Source organism: Paeniglutamicibacter sp. ORCA_105, from assembly GCF_045798545.1.
Classification (GTDB): domain Bacteria; phylum Actinomycetota; class Actinomycetes; order Actinomycetales; family Micrococcaceae; genus Paeniglutamicibacter; species Paeniglutamicibacter sulfureus.
Window position 1 is genome coordinate 17,356 of record NZ_JBIXLM010000044.1, and the last position, 18,515, is coordinate 35,870.

Consider the following 18,515-nt stretch of genomic DNA (forward strand, 5'->3'; position numbering starts at 1 on the left):
GTCAGGTGTTCAGGGCGGAGGTTTCGGCCGGAAGCATGGACACCCGCACGGTTCCCTCATTCAGGGCCAAGAAACAGGCAACCGCTCTGTCGCCGGTCTGCCATGTTGCTTCGGAGGGGCGGGAGAAATGATAGGACCAGCCGGTGTCCAGGGGGCTGGCCGGATCCAGGGGAACGGATTTACAAAGATCCTCGGATTGCGCAAGGATTGCCTCGGGTCCGGGGAATGCGTCTCCTTCGATCGAGAAGGTCCCGATGAGTTGTGCGTTGTGGGCGGTCTCGCAGGTGACGACGGTTGACGGTTCGAGCGGGCCGGTGAATCCTTGAAGGCAATCGCCGTCCCGGAATTGATCCGCAGGGACGTCGGATGCGATGATCCCGTCGAGGCCCGGGGATGCGTTTCGCGTCACTTCCGCACTTGGCTCCGGGGCGGCTTCCTGGCCGAAAAACCTGTCGGCTCCGTAGATCACAATCAACATGATTCCCAGTGCGCCGAGCAGTGCCCAAAGGGCCGGGGCGCGCCACCAAGAACGCGTCTGTGACTTGGCACTTAGAGCAGGAAGCGCGGCTCTCGGCTCTGGCTGTGGCGGATCAGGCAAGCAAGCTCCCGGGCGGTTGGCAGTCGACTTGGTGGACAAAATAATACTCTACCGGCGGAACGGAGGTTCCGGGCAGGCACTCGCCGCCGAATCATGTTAACCTTGAAATACGAAAGAATTAGTCACATATTCTGGGGCCTCCACCTGACACGGGTGGACCACCTCCAGATCTACTGAAAAAAGGGGGTCACGCCATGGGGCGCGGCCGTCAGAAGGCAAAAGCGACACGACAGGCCAGGGACATGAAATATTTCTCCCCGGCCACTGATTTGTCCGCCTTGGAACGCGAGCTTGGAAAGAATCGTGGTCACAGTACCTCGACACCAAGCCCTGTCGACGTACCTTACGAATCCAATTATTCGGATTACGAAGACAAGTACGCAGACGATGACGACGAGGACGACCAACGGCGCATCAGCTGATGCGCCGACTCCCTGAAGTGACCGTCGGAAAATAGGCGGTTATGGTTTTTCCAGTACGTGAAAACGGCAGCCGTGGCCACCGCGCAGTAACTGCGTCGGTGACCGCGGCCTTTGCCATGCCCGGGGAACCGAGGTAGCCGAACATGCTTCATGAGGGTCGGCTCGGGATCCAGATGGCGCACCGCGCAGCCATTCGTTCGATCGAACGCGTGGTTGGCGAGAATGCCCCGTTGCAGGATGCAGCCATTGCCGCCGCCGGCATCCGCAGGATGCTGGACGCGGGGTCCGTGCTGGTGCTCACCGGTGCCGGGGTGTCCACCGATTCGGGAATCCCCGACTACAGGGGGCCGAAGGGCTCGCTGCTGCGCCACCGGCCCATGACCTACCAGGAGTTCCTGCACGAGCCCAGCGCCCGGCACCGGTATTGGGCACGCAGCTTCGTGGGTTGGAGGCACATGGCCCAGGCGGCGCCGAACTCCATCCACCGAAGCTTGGCCGAGTGGGAAGCAACGGGAAAAATCAGTGGCATCGTCACGCAAAACGTCGACGGCCTACATGTGGCCGCGGGTTCCCTGAACGTCATCCCCCTTCACGGTGACTTGCAACAGATCAGTTGCCTGAACTGCGGAGCACTGGAGAACCGGGAGAACCTCGATGTCAGGCTGCACGAGGCAAATCCCGGCTACCTGGAGCGCATCGACCTGGATCCCTCGCTGGTGAATCCCGACGGCGATGTGACCCTCGACGAGGCCCATGTGGCCGAGTTCCACATGATTGGTTGCTTGGTGTGCGGATCGAAGAAGTTGAAGCCCAATGTGGTCTACTTCGGCGAGAGCGTCCCACCCGAGCGCAAGGTTCGACTCAAGGAACTCGAGGCCCAATCGGCCTCCCTGCTGGTCATCGGCTCCTCGCTTGCGGTTATGAGCGGCTACAAGCTGCTGCTGGACGCCCGCAGCTCCGGCAAACCGGTCGGCCTGATCAACGGCGGTCCCACCCGCGGCGATTCCAAGGCCGACTACAGGTGGCGCAGCAACATCGCCGAGGCCATTGCCGTCCTGGAATCACCTGGCGACGGGGCCGTGCGCCGGCCCATGTAGCCGTGGCCCATGCCTTTCCGCCCCGTGTCCGGCTTGGGCGATTAATCAGCTGAGGGACCGTGCCCAATGGGCGCGGTCCCTCAACTGGTCAAGGCTCCTGGCAGTTAGCCGGCGAAGTTGCCGCGCATGAGCACGGCACCGCCGTCAACACCCTTGGCGCCCTGGACGTAGTCCTGACCTGCGGTCTTGGCTTCCTCGGTCACCGCGCCAACGGTGCCCATCACCCACGAGTTCATGCCGCGGGCGTTCAGGCGGGCCAGTGCCGCGTCGGCGATCTCGGCATCAACGATGGCAACCATGCCGACACCCAGGTTGAGCGTGCGCTCCAGGTCCGGCTGCGGCACGGAACCGAGCTCGGCCATGACCTTGAAGACGGCCGGCAGTGCCCAGCTGGAGCGTTCCACGGTGGCCATCAGGCCCTGCGGCAGCACGCGGGCCAGGTTGGCGGCCAGGCCGCCGCCGGTGACGTGGCTGAAGCCGTGCACCTTGATGGCGCCGTCGACGTTGAACGCGCGGACCAGGTCCAGGCAGTCCATAGTGTAGATGCGGGTCGGTTCCAGCAGTTCCTCGCCCAGGGTGCGGCCGAATTCCGGCACGTGGCGGTCCAAGGCCCAGCCTGCGTGTGCGACGATGCTGCGCACCAGGGAGTAGCCATTGGAGTGGATGCCGGAGGCCGACATGCCGATGATGACATCGCCGTCCTTGACGCGTTCCGGGCCGAGCAGGCCGTCGGCCTCGACGATGCCGGTGGCGGCACCGGCGACATCGTATTCGTGCTCGCCCAGCAGGCCCGGGTGCTCGGCGGTTTCCCCGCCGACCAGCGCGGTGCCGGCGATCTGGCAGCCCTCGGCGATGCCGCGGACAATGTCGGCGATGCGCTCGGGAACGACCTTGCCGCAGGCAATGTAGTCGGTCATGAACAGCGGTTCGGCACCCACGACGACGATGTCATCGACGACCATGCCGACCAGGTCGTGGCCGATGGTGTGGTGGATGTCCATGGCCTGGGCGATGGCGACCTTGGTGCCCACTCCGTCGGTGGAGGTGGCCAGCAGCGGCTTCTTGTAGGAAAGGAACTTCGAGGCGTCGTAGAGGCCTGCGAAGCCGCCCACCCCGCCCAGGACGTTGGCGTTGTGGGTGGCCTTGATGGCGCCCTTCATCAACTCAACGGCGCGGTCACCGGCCTCGACATCGACACCGGCCGAAGCATAGGTGATTCCGGAATTCTCAGGGGTGGCACTTGTCATCTCTGATGTGTCCTTTACTTAGTTGCGCGGTGTTTTGTCTGCGGCGGTGAGTGCCGACTCGAATTCGGCATCCGGGCCCGGCTCACATCCCGCCTGGTTGCTTCGTTCAAGCAGGTTCTTGCCGATGCGGTCCGAACCCGGCAGGGCAATCGGGTAGTCCCCGGTGAAGCATGCGGTGCACAGGCGTTCGCGCTTTTGGAGGGTGGCGTCGATCATGCCGTCCTCGGAAATGTAGGCGAGCGAGTCGGCCCCGATGGACTTGCTGATCTCGTCCACTGCAGCGCCGTTGGCAATGAGCTCGGCGCGGGTGGCGAAGTCGATGCCGTAGAAGCAGGGCCACTTGATGGGTGGGGAGGAGATCTTCACGTGGATCTCCGCGGCGCCGGCCTCGCGCAGCATGCGCACCACGGCGCGCTGGGTGTTGCCGCGGACGATCGAGTCGTCGACGACGACGACGCGCTTGCCCTTGATGACGGGCTCCAGGGCGTTGAGCTTGAGCTTGATGCCGAGCTGGCGCAGCGTCTGTGACGGCTGGATGAAGGTTCGTCCCACGTAGGCGTTCTTCACGAAGCCGTGGGCGAAGGGGATGCCCGACTGCTCGGCGTAACCGATGGCGGCAGGGGTGCCGGATTCGGGAACGGGGATGACGATGTCGGCCTCGGCGGCGTTTTCGCGGGCCAGCTGGCGGCCCATTTCCACGCGCGACTCGTAAACCGAACGGCCGTTGATCGAGGCATCCGGGCGGGCAAGGTACACGTACTCGAAGACACAGGCGGCCGGAGTGGCGGCGCCGAAGCGCTGTGAGCGCACTCCTTCCGCGTCGATGGCGATGAACTCGCCGGGTTCGATTTCGCGGATGAAGCTTGCACCCACGGTGGCCAGGGCTGCCTGTTCGGAGGCCACTACCCATCCGCGCTCGAGACGGCCGAGCACCAGCGGGCGTACCCCGTAGGTGTCGCGTGCGGCGTAGAGGGTGTGCTCGTCCATGAAGACGAAGCAGAAGGCGCCGCTGAGCTTGGGCAGCAGGCGGAGCGCCGACTCTTCCAGGGTTTCGCCGTTGGAGCCGTTGAGCAGTGCCGTCACCAGTGCGGTGTCGGTGGTGTTGCCCTGGGCGATTTCGCCGCGGACCTTTTCCTCGGACTCTGCATGGAGGTCGTTGACCATTTCCATGAGCTCGGCCGAGTTGGTCAGGTTGCCGTTGTGCGCCAGCGCCACGGTGCCCGCAGCGGTGGGGCCGAGCGTCGGCTGGGCGTTGGCCCAGTGGCTTGCCCCGGTGGTGGAGTAGCGGCAGTGGCCAATGGCCAGGTGCCCGGGCATGGAATTGAGGGTGTTCTCGTCGAACACCTGGGAGACCAGGCCCATGTCCTTGTAGACATTGATCCGCTGTCCGTCACTCGTGGCCAGTCCGGCCGATTCCTGCCCGCGATGCTGAAGCGCATACAGACCGTAATAGGTCAGTTTCGCCACTTCTTCGCCGGGAGCCCAAACACCGAAGACACCGCATTCATCCTGCGGGCCCTTCTCGTTGGGCAAAAGATCATGATTTAGGTTTCCGTCACCACGCGCCATAGGAATTATTCTCTCACGAGCAAGGGGCACGATGGGGCGTGAAGTCACCCACAGGCACGGTTCTAGCGGTGTTCTGGATCACCCATCGGCACGGCAAGCGCGCGACGTGCCTTTTTGCGTGTGATGCGATCCACAACCAGGAAGACGATGCTGGCGAGGAGGACGCCGAAGAAGGCAAAGCCGACGGACAGGAATCCTGCCACGGAGGCGCGCGTGAAGTTCGCCGATTCCTCGCCGGTGTACGCGGACACGAAGGCAACGACGACGCCCACCAGGGCGCCGATGCCCACGAACGGCCAGAACCTTGGCGCCGCGTAGACCTCCACCTCGACCTGCGTGCTTGGCTCGTCGGCGGGGGTGGGATTGGTGGGGTTCTGGCTGGATTCCATACCCTCTAGGGTACTAAACCAGGGGCAGTTCGGCGGACAGGTCGGCGCGCAACCCGGAGGCGGAGACCTTTCCGGTGGCCAGCGCCGCCTCCCAGCCGATCTTGCCGGAGGCCAGCGCCAGCCAGAGCTGGGCAGGAAGCTCGATGACGTTCGGGGGAGTGCCGCGGGTGTGCCGTGGACCCGCGATGCATTGGGTCACCCCGAACGGCGGAACGCGCACCTCCACGGAGTTGCCCTCGGCGCGGCTGGCAAGTTCCTCCAGGGTGTAGCGCACGGCCAGGGCTATGAGCGGGCGGGGCAGCGTCGCGGCTTCCGCCTCGTCGGTCTCGATCCACCGGCCGAGGGCACGGGCCCCCTCTGCCGGATCGATGCGTCGCTTGATGGCCACGGGTTATCAGGAATCCAGCAGGTCCATGACCGGGGTTGCCAGGCGCACCGAACCCACTGGGGCATCCCCGCCGAGCACCGGACGGGTCAGCTTGGCCAAGGTGTCGGCCAGTTGGCCGGTGGTAATGGCGCCGGCGTTGGCCAGCAGCGTCAGGCCCAGCAGGTTGGTTCCACGGCCCGATCCGTCCTGCATCTTCACTGCCACGGCCGTTCCGTTGGGCGCTGCGAGCATCAACACTCCCTCGGCGCCGAGCTTGGCGATGACCCCCAGGTCCTCCATCACCAGGGAGTTGGGCAGGCCATGTCCCTGGACCGCCCACGGGTAGTCCAGCATTGCCGTGGCAATGGTTGCCGCCCGCGCCTCGGCATGCTTGTTTCCCGGGGCCTGGGCCAGCTTGGAAGCGGCCCGGGCAAGTCCGGCCAGGGAGATCACCGGTACCGGCGCCCCGCATCCGTCCACGCCCAGGTGGGAGATTTTCTCCCCGGCATAATCCTCGATGACCTCGATGACCCTTTGCTGCAGGGGGTGGTCCGCGGAGAGATAGGTCTTGGTGTCCCAGCCGTTTTCCGTGCAGGCCCACAGGAATGCCGCGTGCTTGCCCGAGCAGTTGAATGACAGCGCCGACTTCTGAAGTCCCGCCCGCAACCGCTCGGTGCGTGTGTCGGGGTCTGCCGGCCAGGCGGCGGGGCACAGCAGGTCGGATTCGTCCAGGCCGGCCTTGGCCAGCATGGATTCAACGACGTCGGTGTGTTCGGTGCTGCCGACGTGGCTGGCGCAGGCCAGGGCCACCTGGGCGCCGCGCAGCGGAACCCCGCACTGCATGGAGGCAAGGGCCTGGAACGGCTTGAGGGCGGAGCGCGGGTACACCAGGGTGTTCGGGTTTCCCAGCGCGGTGAGCACCTCGCCCGCGGCATCAACGACCACCGCGGAACCGCGGTGGCGGGATTCAACGAAGCCGTTGCGCTCGAGCACCACAAGGTCGACGGTTTCGGAGGCAATCAGCGTTTCGGGCATGTGACCTAGTTTACGGTCTGTGTGCTCTCCATCAGTGCAACGACGAAGTCCGAGTCGGCGCCCAGCGGACGCATGTCCCAGGTGGAAAAGCTGGAAGCGATCCGCAGGCCGGCCGCTGCCACGTCGGCCTCGAACGTTCCGAAGGCGTAGTCCTTGAGCAGGGAGAAGCCCACGACCAGTCGGCCGCGGGGCGCCAGATGCGCGGCCAGCGACGACAACACGGCACCGGCGGTGCCCGGTGCCACGAAGGCCAGGACGTTTCCGGGGGAGACGACCACGTCGAAGGTTTCGCGGGTCCCGGAGGCATCCCGCAAGTCCAGCGACGCCAGGTTGCCGGGCAGCCACCGGGAGCCGGGGAAATCGCGTTGGGCGGCGGCCAGGAGCTCCTCGTCCAGGTCCACTCCGGTGACCCGGTGTCCGCGAGCGGCAAGCGCACCGCCAACCCGCCCGGTCCCGCAGCCGGCATCGAGCACGCGCGCGTCCCGCGGGAGCAACGCATCGACGAACCTCGCCTCGCCGTCGAGGTCTGCGCCGGATTCGCGCAGTTGCGCAAAGCGGTCGATGTAGTTCTTGGCCTGCCTCGGATCTTGGCGGGCCTGCTGCTGCCACAAGGTTTCCTTCTCCATGTACACGAGCATAGGCGCAGCCACCGCTTGCAGGTGGGGTCGGGATCGGGCGCACCGCCCGGGGAGAACGGCGGACCCGGTGCGAAGTTGGCGTAAATGCGTCGGTCCGGCGACCCGGGTGGGCACTGAGGGGACCGGAGCCGGTAGGCTTAAGCCTCGTGAAGGTACTGGTTATTGGCCCCGGCGGCCGCGAACATGCACTGATCCGCGCTTTGGCTTCGGATCCCTACGTCACCGACCTGCATTGCGCACCCGGCAATGCCGGGATATCGCGTGACGTCACTACCCACCAGATCGATGCCCAGGATCCCGCGGCAGTGGTGGCACTTGCCCGCGAACTGGGCTCGGATCTGGTGGTGGTTGGTCCCGAGGCACCACTGGCGGCAGGTGTTGCCGACGCACTGATCTCCGTGAACATCCCCGTCTTTGGCCCCACGCAAGCGGCTGCCCAGCTGGAGGCCTCCAAGGCCTTCGCCAAGACGGTCATGGCCGAGGCCGGCGTGCCCACCGCCATGGCCAAGGTCGCCACCAACTCCGAGGAGGCGGCCGGGGCACTCGATGCCTTCGGCGCCCCCTATGTGGTCAAGGACGATGGACTCGCAGCAGGCAAGGGCGTCGTGGTCACGTCCGACCGCGCAGAGGCCCTGGCCCATGCAGAGGCCTGCTTCGCCGCGGGCGGCACCGTGGTCATCGAGGAATTCCTTGACGGCCCGGAGGTCTCCCTCTTTGTCATCTGCGACGGCACCCACGCCGTCCCGCTGGCACCCGCCCAGGACTTCAAGCGCATCTTCGATGGCGACGAGGGACCGAACACCGGCGGCATGGGCGCCTACTCGCCCTTGCCCTGGTTGCCTGCCGGCTTCGTGGCCGAGGTCATGGACCGCGTCGCCTACCCGACGCTGCGCGACATGGCCTCCCGCGGCACCCCCTTCACCGGTGTGCTGTACTGCGGCCTGGCTATCACCGGCCGCGGCATCCGCGTCATTGAATTCAACGCACGCTTCGGCGACCCCGAGACCCAGGCAGTGCTGGCACGCCTGAAGACCCCGCTGGGCGGGCTCCTGATGGCAGCCGCCAAGGGCGAACTCGATGACGCCGAGTTGTTGCACTGGCGCCCCGAGACCGCCGTCGGAGTGGTCATGGCAGCCGAAAACTACCCCGATGCCCCCGTCAAGGGAGCGGCGATCCAAGGGATTGAAGCGGCAGAGGCCATCGAGGACGTCTCGGTGCTGCACGCCGGAACCACCCGCAACGAATCAGGCGAGGTCGTCGTCGACGGCGGCCGCGTGCTGGCAGTCGTGGGCCTGGGTGCCGACCTGCACGCCGCGCGCGACAAGGCCTACGAAGGCGTCGCCGCCATCTCCTGGGACGGTGCCCAGCACCGCACCGACATTGCGCTGAAGGCCGCCAACGGCCAGATCAGCGTCTCGGAAGGAACACACTAAATGTCAGGCCTGCAAACCGAAACCCTGGACCTGCCGGGGTGGACCCACCACTACTCGGGCAAGGTCCGCGACCTCTACATCCCGGCCGGTTCCAGCTTCGAGGAAACCGACCGCGTCCTGGTGGTTGCCAGCGACAGGATCAGCGCCTTTGACTTCGTGCTGGAATCCGAGATCCCGGACAAGGGCAAGGTGCTGACCCAGCTGAGCCTGTGGTGGTTCGACAAGTTGGCCGAAATCCCCAACCACGTCATCTCCACCGACGTGCCGGACGCCGTTGCCGGCCGGGCCATGGTCTGCAAGAAGCTGGACATGTTCCCGATCGAGTGCATCGCCCGCGGCTACCTGACCGGCTCCGGGCTGGCCGAGTACAAGGACCGCCAGACGGTCTGCGCGCTTCCGCTGAAGGCCGGCATGGTCGATGGCTCCAAGCTCGAGCCTGCCATCTTCACCCCCTCGGCCAAGGCCGAGGTCGGTGAGCACGACGAAAACATCACCTTCGAGGAAACCGCTGCACGCATCGGCGGCCAGCAGGCCGCAGACCTGCGCGACGCCACCTTGGCCCTGTACACCCGCGCCGAGGAAATTGCCCGCACCCGCGGCATCATCCTGGCCGACACCAAGGTCGAGTTCGGGATCGATCCCGCCAACGGCGAGATCACCCTGGGCGACGAGGTGCTGACCCCGGACTCCTCGCGCTTCTGGGACGCGGAGACCTACTCCCCGGGGCAGGCGCAGCCATCCTTCGACAAGCAGTTCGTCCGCGACTGGCTCACCTCCGAGGCTTCCGGCTGGGACAAGAACTCCGGCGAGGAACCCCCGGTGCTGCCGGCGGAGATCATCGAGCGTACCCGTGCGCGCTACATCGATGCCTACGAGCGCCTGACGGGACTGACCTTCAGCGCCTGATCCGCGCCACCGACTAAGGCCCTGGCCCCCCATCCGTGCAGGACGGGGGGGCAGGGCCTTTGTCGTGTCCGGGATCCGCAGGGGGCGTGGCAGGGGGGATCAGACCAGCGAGTCGAGCCAGGCCTTGTGCAGGGCGGCAAAGCGGCCTTCGGCGCCGATGAGCTCGGCCGGGGTGCCGTCCTCGACGATTCGTCCGTCGTGGACCACCAACACCCGGTCGGCGATCTGCACCGTGGAGAGCCGGTGCGCGATGATCAGCGCGGTCCGGTTGCCCAGCAGGGTCTGTAGCCCGCGCTGCACGGCGCGTTCGGAGGGGATGTCCAGAGAGCTGGTCGCCTCGTCGAGGATCAGCACCGCGGGGTCCGCCAGGAACGCCCGGGCGAAGGAGATGAGCTGGCGCTGGCCTGAGGAGACGCGACCGCCGCGCTTGTTCACGTCGGTGTCGTAGCCCTCGGGCAGGGCCATGATGAATTCGTGGGCGCCCACGGCGCGGGCGGCCAGGATGATCTCCTCGATGCTGGCGCCGGGCTTGCCCAGGGAGATGTTCTCGGCCACGGTCCCGGAGAAGAGGAAGGCCTCCTGGGTCACCATCACCACGTGCCGGCGCAGGTCGTTGTTGGCGATCCGCTCGATCGGCACCTCATCGAGGGTCAGCGACCCGGAGCGCAGGTCGTAGAACCTGGCGATCAGCTTGGCCAGGGTGGACTTGCCGGCACCTGTCTGCCCGACCACGGCAACGGTCTGCCCCGCCGGGATGGCCAGGTCGAACCTGTCCATGACGACGGGCCCGTCCCCGTACCCGAAGACCGCGTCCTTGAATGCCACGGCACCTGCCACCTGTTCCAGCGGCTGCGGCTTGGCGGGTTCCACCACGGTGGGTTCCTCCTCGAGCAGTCCGGAGACCTTTTCCAGCGCCGCGGTTGCCGATTGCAGCGACTGGTAGAACATCGCGATGTTTTCCACCGGCTGGAACACCCGCTTGGTGGCCAGCAGCAGGGCCACCAGCACGCCCACCCCCAGCTCGCCGTCCAGGATGCGGAACCCGCCCCAGGCCAGCACCGCCGCCACCGACAGGTTGCCGATGAGCACCAGCGAGGGCTGGAGCACGCCGAAGAGGTTGATGGAGCGGATCGAGTTGTCCCGGTATTCGCCGGCGACCTGCGCGTAGGTCGCGTCGTTGGCGCGTTCCTTGCGGAAGGCCTTCACTGCGCGGATGCCGGTCATGGTTTCCACGAAGCTGCCGATGACCCGGGCCGAGACCACCCGGGATTCGCGGTAGACCAGCTCCGATCGCTTCTGGTACCAGCCAAAGAGCAGCCAGATGGGCAGGGCGGCGATGACGACCACGAACCCCGAGCGCCAGTCGAGGGCGAAGATGGACACCAGGGTGAAGGTCACGAAGACGGCGGCCGAGGCGAGTTCGGAAATGCCCTGGTCCAGCAGCTCGCGCAGCGTCTCCAGGTCCGAGGTCTGCCGGGAGATGATGCGCCCGGAGGTGTATTTTTCGTGGAACTCCAGGCTCAGGCGCTGGGTGTGCCGAAAGACGCGCAGGCGCAGATCCAGCAGCATGGCCTGGGAGATCTTCGCGGTGCACAGGATGTACCAGCCCAGCAGCGTGCCGGCGGCGATGGCCGAGAGCACGTAGGCGCCGCCGGTGATGCCCAGGGGCGCCCAGTTTCCGGCGGCGACCTGCGGCAGGCCCCAGTCGATGGCCCAGGCGATGATCAGCGGGAAGGCGACGCGGGCGGCGTTGGAGATGACCACGAGCACCACGGTGAGCGCCAGCATGCGCTTTTGTGTCTTGGCCAGGGTGGCCAGCAGCCTCCAGGAACGGGCGCGCACGCGCTTGCGTTCGTCCTTGGATAGGGTGATGGCGTCCTCGTTTGCGACACCGATGTTCTGGCTCATGCTAGCGGACCGCCTTGAAGGGGGATGATGTCGGATTCCTCGTCCACGAGGCTGGCAATGACGTAGCGGTAGTGCTCGTTGCGTGCCAGCAGTTCCGAGTGCGTGCCCACGTCGTCGATCAGCCCGTCCCTCAGCAGCGCAACCTTGTCGGCCAGGGCCACGGTGGAGGGCCGGTGGGCCACGATCAGCGTGGTGGTCCCGGCCAGGGTGGTGCGCAGCCGCTGGGTTACCGCTTCCTCGGTGCGTACGTCCAGGGCCGAGAGCGGGTCATCGAGCACCAGCACGCGCGGCCTGGCCGCTATGGCCCGGGCCAGGGCGATGCGCTGGCGCTGGCCACCGGAGAGGGAAAGGCCTTCCTCGCCGATGACGGTGTCCAGGCCTTGGGGCAGCGTGCGGGCGAACCCGGCCTGGGCGGTGTCGATGGCATCCTCCAGCAGCGCGTCCAGTTCCGGTCCGTCAAGCCCGGTGGCTCCCAGCAGCACGTTGTCCCGGATCGAGGAGGAAAACAGGATGGTGTCCTCGAAGGCGACCGCCACGTCGCGGCGCAGTTCGACCAGGTCCCGATCACGCACGTCGACGCCATCGATGAGGACCTGGCCACCGGTGGCTTCGTAGAGCCGGGGAACGAGCTGGAGCAGCGTGGACTTTCCGGTGCCGGTCATCCCGACCAGTGCCATGGTCTCCCCGGGGGCCACGTGCAGGTTGACGCCGCGCAGCACCGGTGCGGCGGCGGCCGGGGTGTCGGGGAAGCGGAAGAGGACATTGCGCAACTCAAGTTCCCCGCGCGGGTCCGTAGGGGAAACGGGCGACTCGGGGGAGGTGATGGTGTTGTTGGTGTCCATGACCTCGAAGTGGCGGTCCAAGGCGGTCTTGGTCGTGAGGGTCATGCCCATGAGCATGCCCATGTGTTCAACCGGCCCGGCCAGCACCGTGGCGGTGGCGAAGAAGGCAACGAGGGCGCCGACGCTCAGCTCGCCCTGCGCGGTGAGCCACAGCCCCGCCACCAGGCCCAGGCCCAGCGTAGTTTCGGGGATGGCCACCACGTAGAGGATGAAGCTGGCCAGGGTCCTGGCCTTGGAAACCTCGGTGTCGCGAAGCTGCTCGGCCCGGGTGTTGAACCCGTCGTACATGTGGCGTCCCCGGCCAAAGGCCTTGATGACGCGGATGCCATGGACCGATTCCTCCACGGCCGTGGCCAGGTCCCCGGCCTGGTCCTGGCTCAGCCGGCTGGCGGCCCGGTAGTTGTTGCGGAAGTGGAACGCCTTGATGGTGATGGGGATGGCCCCGGCCAGGTAGATGGTGCCCAACACCCAGCTGGAGCTGAACATCAGGGTCAGCCCGGCGATCACGGTGACGGTGGAAACCACCAGCATCATCGCGCCGAAGGCGAGCCACCGGCGCAGCAGGCTCAGGTCGCCCATGGACCTGGAGAGCAACTGGCCGGAGCCCCAGCGCTCGTGGAAGGCCACAGGAAGCTGCTGGAGGTGGGCGTACAGGCGCACCCTCATCTGGGTTTCCAGGCGGGCCGCGGGGGTGATGACGAATTGCCGGCGCAGGAACACCAGCAGTGCCTCGAGGGCGCCGAGGGCAGCCACCAGGCCCACGGCCAGCCAGACCTCTGAACCCTTGCCTTCCGGGTGCAGCACGTTGTTCACCAGCCATGCCAGGACCTGGGGAATGGTCAGGGCGACGACGCCGGCCAACAGCGCGCACAGGAACCCGAAAAACAGCCGGGGGAGGATGGGCTTGACGAAGGGAATAAGACGGGCAAAGGTCCTGCCCAGCGTGGGCGTGCCCGCCGCGGGGGCGTGTCCTTGTTGTACTGCCACCGGTGTCCGACCTCTATCCCCGCGCATGGTTGTGCTTCTGCGAATACCCTACAGTGTGGGGTTGGGATTCATCAATCGGATGGGTCGGGCTACCCTTGCGCCGTCAACGTGAGCAGGATGGCCTCCGGCGGGCAGGCGATCCGCACCGGGGCGAAGCGCGAGGTCCCGATGCCGGCGGACACGTTCAGCGGCGTGCTCTTGCCGGCGAAGTCCCATTGCGTCAGCCCGCTGGCCCGCCAGGTTGGCAGGTCGCAATTCGTCACCAGGGCGCCGTAGCCCGGGATGCAAACCTGGCCCCCATGGGTGTGCCCGGCCAGGATCAGGTCGGTGCCGGCGGCAGTGAACCTGTCCAGGACGCGCTGGTACGGCGCATGGGCCAGTGCGACGCGAAGGTGCGGTGCCGAGCCGGAGGTGGCGGACCCGGCCGGCCACCCGGCAAAGCGGTCCAGGTCCAGATGCGGGTCGTCCACGCCTGTGAAATCCAGGCGGGTCCCCTTCACTGCCATGGAATGGTTTCGGTTGGTCAGGTTGACCCAGCCCGCGGTACCGAAAGCGCGGTGCATTTCCTGCCAGGGCAATTGGTACTTGGAGGAGTTCCGCGGCGTGTCCGAGCGCTTGGCGAGATAGCGAAAGGGATTCTTTGGCCGTGGCCCGAAGTAGCAATTTGACCCGGGTACGAAGGCCCCGGGGAACGCCATCAGCGGGTCCAACGCCTCCAGCAAGGCGTCCAGGCCTTCGAGGTGTCCCAGATTGTCGCCGGTGTTGATCACGAGGTCTGGTTTCAGATCCGCCAGGGACTGCAGCCAGCGGCGCTTGAGCTCCTGGCCCGGCACCATGTGGATGTCCGAAAGGTGGAGCATCCGGATCGGCAAGGAACCAGGGGGCAGCAGTGCCAGGGTCTCCTCGCGGACGCCGAAGCGCGTGGTCTGGCCCAATCCGTAGCCGAAAAGGATGCCGGCGCCGGCGGTTGCCGCACCAGCCGCCAAAGCGGCCCCACGCACAGTGCGTGAGACCGCTTCGGCCAGCGATGATGAAGTCGCGAGGGAACTAGTCATCTTCGGTCTTCTTGGGAGGGTTGGGCGTGTTTCCGCTGTTTCCCTTGGGCTTGGGGGTTGCGGTCGCCTTCGGGGCTTCCGATTCCTTGGGCTCCTTGGTTTCCTTTGAATCCGAGGTTTCGGAGCTTGCCGAATCCGCTGTGTCATCGTCGTCGGCTTCCACCTTCTTCGGGGCCGGAGGCTTGGGCGCGGACTTGGCCTTGCCGAAAGATTCGGTCGGGTAGAGATCGCCGACCTTCTTCATGTAGTTGGTCCACAGCGGGGAAGCCCAGGTTCCGGAGTCGACCCAGCGACGGGCGATGCCGTCGATCACCTTGTTCTTGGTCTCCAGGTTCTGTTGCTTGTCGTAACGGCCGACCCATGCGGCGGAGGCCATGCCGGTGGTGTAACCGACGAACCAGGTCGAGTTGGCACCGTTGTTGGTACCGGTCTTGCCGGAGATCGGGTAGTCGATGGCGCCCTTGGTTACCTTTTGCTTGGCAATCTTCGTCATGGTGCCGTTCATGTCGGCGACGACCTGCGGGCTGACTGCCTGCTCGCAAGAGACCGGCTTGACCTTGTATGCGGTGCCGGTGGCATCGGTGACCGAGGTCAGTGCACGGTTGTCGCAGAACTCGCCGTTATTGGCAAAGGTCGCAAACGCTGTGGCCTGGGCCAGCGGGGTGATGCGTGCAGAACCGATCACGAAGGCCGGGTTGGCCGGAGATATCGGCTGTCCCAGGGTTGATTTTTTACCCGTGGCCGGATCGATGTCGTTGTCGTAGTCGATCAGGCCCAGGCGTTCGGTGCCCTCGGCAATGTCGCAGAGGTCAAGTTTGGAGGCCTCGGCCACGGTGGCGGAGTTCACGGAGTTGAACAGGCCATAGTCCACCGTCATCGACGAGGGATAGCCGCTCACGGCGTTGGCTGGAGCCCAGCCGCCGCCAACGGTGGTGTATCCGCGCGGTAGGCATGAGGCCTTCCAACGGAATGAAGCCGGGTAGTTCTTCTTATTGGGTGCGCTGATCCGATCCCACATATTGCGACCCGATTCGAGCCAGGCCATCGTGGTGTAGGGCTTCATCGTTGAACCGCCCTGGAAGCCGCCGGCCCCGCCCAGTGCTTTCTCGACGGCAAAGTTGATGGTGGTGTTCGGGCCGGTGTTTTTGTCCGTTGGGACGTAGTCCTTGTTCTGGCCCATGGCCAGGATGTTGCCGGTGCCCGGTTCGACGGTCACGATGGACGCGCCGATGTTCGACTTGTCGTCGGCAGGGATCATGGCCTTGGACTGCTTCGCTGCTTCCTTCTGCAGGCGCGGGTCCAACGTCGTCTTGATGGTCAGGCCACCGCGGTACAGCAGGTTTTCGCGATCCTTACGGGTCTTGCCGTAAGCCTCATCGGTGGTGATGAGCCTCGTGACGTAGTCACAGAAGTAGGCGGAATCCTCGGCGGCGATGCAACCGGACTTGACCTCTTTCGGCTTGACGCCCAGCTTGGACTTCACTGCCTTGTCGTATTCTTTCTTGTCGATGGCACCGGTGCGCAGCATGGCAGCCAGCACGGTGTTTCGACGCTTGAGGCTACGTTCCGGGTACTTCTCCGGGTTGTAGGCGTTGGGCAGCTGGACCATTCCGGCGAGCATCGCGGATTGCTGTAGGTTCAGGTCCTTGGCGTCGACCGAGTAGAAGCGCTGGGCTGCGGCCTGGATGCCGTAGTTGCGGCCGGAGAACAGCACAAGGTTCAGGTAGCCCTCGAGGATTTCGTCCTTGGTCATTTCCTTTTCGATGGAAATGGCCAGCTTGGCTTCGCGGGCCTTGTCCGCGATGTCCTTGGAGCCGGAGATCGTCATCTCGGAGCGGTCCACGCCGTTGACGACGTCGGCGTTCACCAGCAGGTTGTTGACGTACTGCTGGGTCAGGGTGGAGGCGCCCTGCTGCGACGAGGACGTGAAGTTGTTCACCGCGGCGCGGGCGATGCCGCGGACATCGATGCCGTTGTGCTCGTAGAAGCGCTCGTCCTCGATGGAGATGATGGCACTCTGCATGATCTTGGAAATGTTCTTGAGCTTTACCGGCTGCCGGTTTTCCGAGTAGAACGTCGCAATCGTGGAACCGTCCTTGGCCAGGATCTTCGAGGGCTGCGCGATTGGCTCGCCCTTGAAGCTGGCCGGGAGGGCATCAAAGATTTCGGTTCCGGCGTTCGCACTGCTGCCGGCAAGGGACGCAATGGGGACCATGAGCCCTGCCGCAAGGACGCCACTTAAGGCGCTCACCCCAAAGAAGGCAACGATCTTGCCGAGGGTGGTAGCCGTATCAAAAAACGGGGACTTTTTAGCTGCCATACCTACTAGTTTACAAGGACGCGCTAACGTATCGGTTATGACCAAATGGGAGTACGCCACTTTGCCACTTATTATTCACGCCACGAAGCAGATCCTGGATCAGTGGGGAGACGACGGTTGGGAGCTAGTTGCCGTCGTTCCCGGACCCAATGGAAATGCACCGGTCGCTTACCTCAAGCGTCCCAAGGCCTAACGACAGAAACGAGAAAACCCATGCAACAAGAGACTTCTTCAGCCATCGAGGCACGCCTGGCCGAGCTCGGCCACAGCCTCCCCGCAGTCGTCGCACCTGTGGCCGCCTACGTACCGGCCACCATCACCGGCAACCTGGTTTACACCTCGGGTCAGCTGCCGTTTATTAACGGGGAACTCACAGTCACGGGCAAGGTCGGCGCGGCTGTTTCCGCCGAGGCCGCAGCGGGCCAGGCCCAGGCCTGTGCACTGAATGCCCTGGCCGCCATCAAGGATGTCATCGGCGACCTGGACCGCATTGTCCGCGTGGTCAAGGTCGTTGGCTTCGTGGCCTCGGATCCGTCCTTCACCGGCCAGCCTGCAGTCATCAACGGGGCCTCCGAATTCCTCGGGGCCGCTCTTGGCGACAAGGGCGTGCACGCCCGCTCGGCCGTCGGTGTTGCGGCGCTGCCGCTGGACGCACCTGTCGAGGTTGAACTGATTGTCGAGTTTGCGTAACCAATCCGATACCGGCGGCCCCGTGAACGAGAATTCCCTGGCGACACCACGGAATCCGTCCACGGGGCTGCTGCGCCGTCTTTGCGACCTTCCGCCAGCGCAATATGACGCTGCGGAAAACTGGGTTTCCTACGGAAACCGGACACCCCGGGCGACCCGCCCAGCATCATCGGTGGTGCTGATTCGCGACTCCCCAAAAGGTGTTGAAACTTACCTTGGATATCGTCCGGGCGGTTCACCGCTCGGGAGTGTCGCCTTCCCTGGCGGAAGCCTTGAAGACGACGACGAACGCGAAATACCCTGGTACGGACCCAGCCTGTCCGAGTGGTCCAAGCGGCTGGGCATCCTTGACCAGCGAGTGGTCAGGGCACATATCGTGTGCGCCATCCGGGAACTGTTCGAGGAAACGGGCGTGCTGCTGGCCGGTACCGACGAGTTGTCCGTGGTGGAAAACTGCGACAGTGAAGACTGGATGGCCGTGCGCGAGGCCGTCGCCGTCCAGGACAAGTCCCTGGAGGATGTGCTCAGGAAGCGCGGACTGGGCCTGCGCACCGACCTCCTGCGACCGCTTTCGCACTGGATCTCCCCAAACTTCGCGTTGCGGCGCTTCGATACACGGTACTTTGCCGCGGCACTCCCGGTTCGCCAGGAACCGTCGCTCCTGCGCGGCAAGGGCATCTGGGCCGCCTGGAAGGTGGCTGCGGAGGTCATCGAACAACGCAACACCACATCCCTGGGCGATGAGGTCGGCGCCCCGGACACCAAGGGCCTGTCTCTGAGCAAGGTCACGACCCCCGCAGTCGAGGTCATTCTGGAAAAGATCGCTTCCACCCGCGGGACCGTCGCCTATCTTTCTGTTCGCCGGGAACTGAAAAGCTACCATCCCGAACTTGTCCAGGTGGGCGGGGAATTCTACTTGGACGTCACCACCGCAACCGCCGCGGAGGGCGGCGGGCTGGGACGCGGTCGCTGACGTCGAACCGCCGCGGGCCGGCCAACTCCGCCCCGGCCG

The 18,515-nt window shown here is 65.4% G+C and carries 17 protein-coding genes; 6 read left to right on the top strand and 11 right to left on the bottom strand.

Annotated features, from left to right (window positions below; all coding sequences use genetic code 11):
• Nucleotide 1: 1 nt before the first annotated feature.
• The gene (locus tag ACIPUB_RS17195) at nt 2-478 is read right to left on the bottom strand and encodes a hypothetical protein (RefSeq protein WP_407608485.1); all 477 of its coding nucleotides are present in this window, start codon (nt 476-478) and stop codon (nt 2-4) included.
• Nucleotides 479-792: 314 nt separating this feature from the next.
• Here ACIPUB_RS17195 and ACIPUB_RS17200 point away from each other — a divergent pair, with 314 nt between their 5' ends.
• Together ACIPUB_RS17200 and ACIPUB_RS17205 are read left to right on the top strand one after the other, a co-directional pair.
• Complete coding sequence (locus tag ACIPUB_RS17200) at nt 793-1,020, top strand: DUF3073 domain-containing protein (protein WP_264270390.1); 228 nt, start codon at nt 793-795, stop codon at nt 1,018-1,020.
• Between the two features lie 143 nt (nt 1,021-1,163).
• Complete coding sequence (locus ACIPUB_RS17205; protein WP_407608486.1) at nt 1,164-2,117, top strand: Sir2 family NAD-dependent protein deacetylase; 954 nt, start codon at nt 1,164-1,166, stop codon at nt 2,115-2,117.
• A gap of 104 nt (nt 2,118-2,221) precedes the next feature.
• Here the strand turns inward: ACIPUB_RS17205 and purM are convergent, their stop codons facing one another.
• From purM to ACIPUB_RS17235, 6 genes are all read right to left on the bottom strand, one after another.
• On the bottom strand, nt 2,222-3,364 hold the full coding sequence (gene purM, locus ACIPUB_RS17210) for a phosphoribosylformylglycinamidine cyclo-ligase (protein WP_264270392.1): 1,143 nt from the start codon (nt 3,362-3,364) through the stop codon (nt 2,222-2,224).
• 18 nt (nt 3,365-3,382) lie between these two features.
• On the bottom strand, nt 3,383-4,933 hold the full coding sequence (purF, locus tag ACIPUB_RS17215) for an amidophosphoribosyltransferase (protein WP_407608487.1): 1,551 nt from the start codon (nt 4,931-4,933) through the stop codon (nt 3,383-3,385).
• Between the two features lie 62 nt (nt 4,934-4,995).
• Entirely contained in the window at nt 4,996-5,322 is a 327-nt protein-coding gene (locus ACIPUB_RS17220; RefSeq protein ID WP_407608488.1) for a hypothetical protein, read from the bottom strand.
• Between the two features lie 13 nt (nt 5,323-5,335).
• Nucleotides 5,336-5,710, bottom strand: a complete 375-nt coding sequence (locus ACIPUB_RS17225) for a sterol carrier family protein (protein ID WP_407608489.1) — start codon at nt 5,708-5,710, stop codon at nt 5,336-5,338.
• A 6-nt stretch (nt 5,711-5,716) separates the two neighbouring features.
• A complete protein-coding gene (locus tag ACIPUB_RS17230; RefSeq protein ID WP_407608490.1) occupies nt 5,717-6,724 on the bottom strand; it encodes an asparaginase in 1,008 nt (335 codons plus the stop codon).
• A gap of 5 nt (nt 6,725-6,729) precedes the next feature.
• A complete protein-coding gene (locus tag ACIPUB_RS17235; RefSeq protein ID WP_407608491.1) occupies nt 6,730-7,350 on the bottom strand; it encodes a class I SAM-dependent methyltransferase in 621 nt (206 codons plus the stop codon).
• Between the two features lie 158 nt (nt 7,351-7,508).
• Between ACIPUB_RS17235 and purD the strand changes: the two genes are divergently transcribed.
• Both purD and ACIPUB_RS17245 read left to right on the top strand, forming a co-directional pair.
• The gene (gene purD / locus ACIPUB_RS17240) at nt 7,509-8,795 is read left to right on the top strand and encodes a phosphoribosylamine--glycine ligase (RefSeq protein ID WP_407608492.1); all 1,287 of its coding nucleotides are present in this window, start codon (nt 7,509-7,511) and stop codon (nt 8,793-8,795) included.
• Nucleotides 8,796-9,701: a phosphoribosylaminoimidazolesuccinocarboxamide synthase gene (locus ACIPUB_RS17245; RefSeq protein ID WP_407608493.1), complete on the top strand. Its 906-nt coding sequence runs from the start codon at nt 8,796-8,798 to the stop codon at nt 9,699-9,701.
• Between the two features lie 99 nt (nt 9,702-9,800).
• On the opposite strand, the gene ACIPUB_RS17250 is transcribed toward ACIPUB_RS17245, so the two are convergent.
• The 4 genes from ACIPUB_RS17250 to ACIPUB_RS17265 all read right to left on the bottom strand — a co-directional run bounded on the left by ACIPUB_RS17250 (nt 9,801) and on the right by ACIPUB_RS17265 (nt 16,813).
• Nucleotides 9,801-11,609 carry an ABC transporter ATP-binding protein gene (locus tag ACIPUB_RS17250; RefSeq protein ID WP_407608494.1) on the bottom strand — a complete coding sequence of 603 codons (1,809 nt, stop codon included), beginning with the start codon at nt 11,607-11,609 and terminating at the stop codon, nt 9,801-9,803.
• Nucleotides 11,606-13,438: an ABC transporter ATP-binding protein gene (locus ACIPUB_RS17255; RefSeq protein WP_407608495.1), complete on the bottom strand. Its 1,833-nt coding sequence runs from the start codon at nt 13,436-13,438 to the stop codon at nt 11,606-11,608. Before ACIPUB_RS17255 ends, ACIPUB_RS17250 begins: the two co-directional genes overlap by 4 nt.
• Nucleotides 13,439-13,527: 89 nt before the next feature.
• Nucleotides 13,528-14,493 carry a metallophosphoesterase gene (locus ACIPUB_RS17260; protein ID WP_407608496.1) on the bottom strand — a complete coding sequence of 322 codons (966 nt, stop codon included), beginning with the start codon at nt 14,491-14,493 and terminating at the stop codon, nt 13,528-13,530.
• Nucleotides 14,486-16,813: a transglycosylase domain-containing protein gene (locus ACIPUB_RS17265; protein ID WP_407608497.1), complete on the bottom strand. Its 2,328-nt coding sequence runs from the start codon at nt 16,811-16,813 to the stop codon at nt 14,486-14,488. Before ACIPUB_RS17265 ends, ACIPUB_RS17260 begins: the two co-directional genes overlap by 8 nt.
• A gap of 213 nt (nt 16,814-17,026) precedes the next feature.
• Here ACIPUB_RS17265 and ACIPUB_RS17270 point away from each other — a divergent pair, with 213 nt between their 5' ends.
• Together ACIPUB_RS17270 and ACIPUB_RS17275 are read left to right on the top strand one after the other, a co-directional pair.
• A complete protein-coding gene (locus ACIPUB_RS17270) occupies nt 17,027-17,503 on the top strand; it encodes a RidA family protein (RefSeq protein WP_264270403.1) in 477 nt (158 codons plus the stop codon).
• Between the two features lie 22 nt (nt 17,504-17,525).
• Nucleotides 17,526-18,476, top strand: a complete 951-nt coding sequence (locus ACIPUB_RS17275; RefSeq protein WP_407608498.1) for an NUDIX hydrolase — start codon at nt 17,526-17,528, stop codon at nt 18,474-18,476.
• Nucleotides 18,477-18,515: the final 39 nt, after the last annotated feature.

Excerpts from the sequence above, each read along its gene's own strand:
- ACIPUB_RS17230 (WP_407608490.1), bottom strand. The coding sequence starts at position 6,724 with ATGCCCGAAACGCTGATTGCCTCCGAAACCGTCGACCTTGTGGTGCTC.
- ACIPUB_RS17220 (WP_407608488.1), bottom strand. The coding sequence starts at position 5,322 with ATGGAATCCAGCCAGAACCCCACCAATCCCACCCCCGCCGACGAGCCA.
- purM (WP_264270392.1), bottom strand. The coding sequence starts at position 3,364 with ATGACAAGTGCCACCCCTGAGAATTCCGGAATCACCTATGCTTCGGCC.
- ACIPUB_RS17195 (WP_407608485.1), bottom strand. The coding sequence starts at position 478 with ATGTTGATTGTGATCTACGGAGCCGACAGGTTTTTCGGCCAGGAAGCC.
- ACIPUB_RS17250 (WP_407608494.1), bottom strand. The coding sequence starts at position 11,609 with ATGAGCCAGAACATCGGTGTCGCAAACGAGGACGCCATCACCCTATCC.
- ACIPUB_RS17205 (WP_407608486.1), top strand. The coding sequence starts at position 1,164 with ATGCTTCATGAGGGTCGGCTCGGGATCCAGATGGCGCACCGCGCAGCC.
- ACIPUB_RS17270 (WP_264270403.1), top strand. The coding sequence starts at position 17,027 with ATGCAACAAGAGACTTCTTCAGCCATCGAGGCACGCCTGGCCGAGCTC.
- ACIPUB_RS17265 (WP_407608497.1), bottom strand. The coding sequence starts at position 16,813 with ATGGCAGCTAAAAAGTCCCCGTTTTTTGATACGGCTACCACCCTCGGC.
- ACIPUB_RS17245 (WP_407608493.1), top strand. The coding sequence starts at position 8,796 with ATGTCAGGCCTGCAAACCGAAACCCTGGACCTGCCGGGGTGGACCCAC.
- purF (WP_407608487.1), bottom strand. The coding sequence starts at position 4,933 with ATGGCGCGTGGTGACGGAAACCTAAATCATGATCTTTTGCCCAACGAG.
- ACIPUB_RS17235 (WP_407608491.1), bottom strand. The coding sequence starts at position 7,350 with ATGGAGAAGGAAACCTTGTGGCAGCAGCAGGCCCGCCAAGATCCGAGG.
- ACIPUB_RS17200 (WP_264270390.1), top strand. The coding sequence starts at position 793 with ATGGGGCGCGGCCGTCAGAAGGCAAAAGCGACACGACAGGCCAGGGAC.
- ACIPUB_RS17260 (WP_407608496.1), bottom strand. The coding sequence starts at position 14,493 with ATGACTAGTTCCCTCGCGACTTCATCATCGCTGGCCGAAGCGGTCTCA.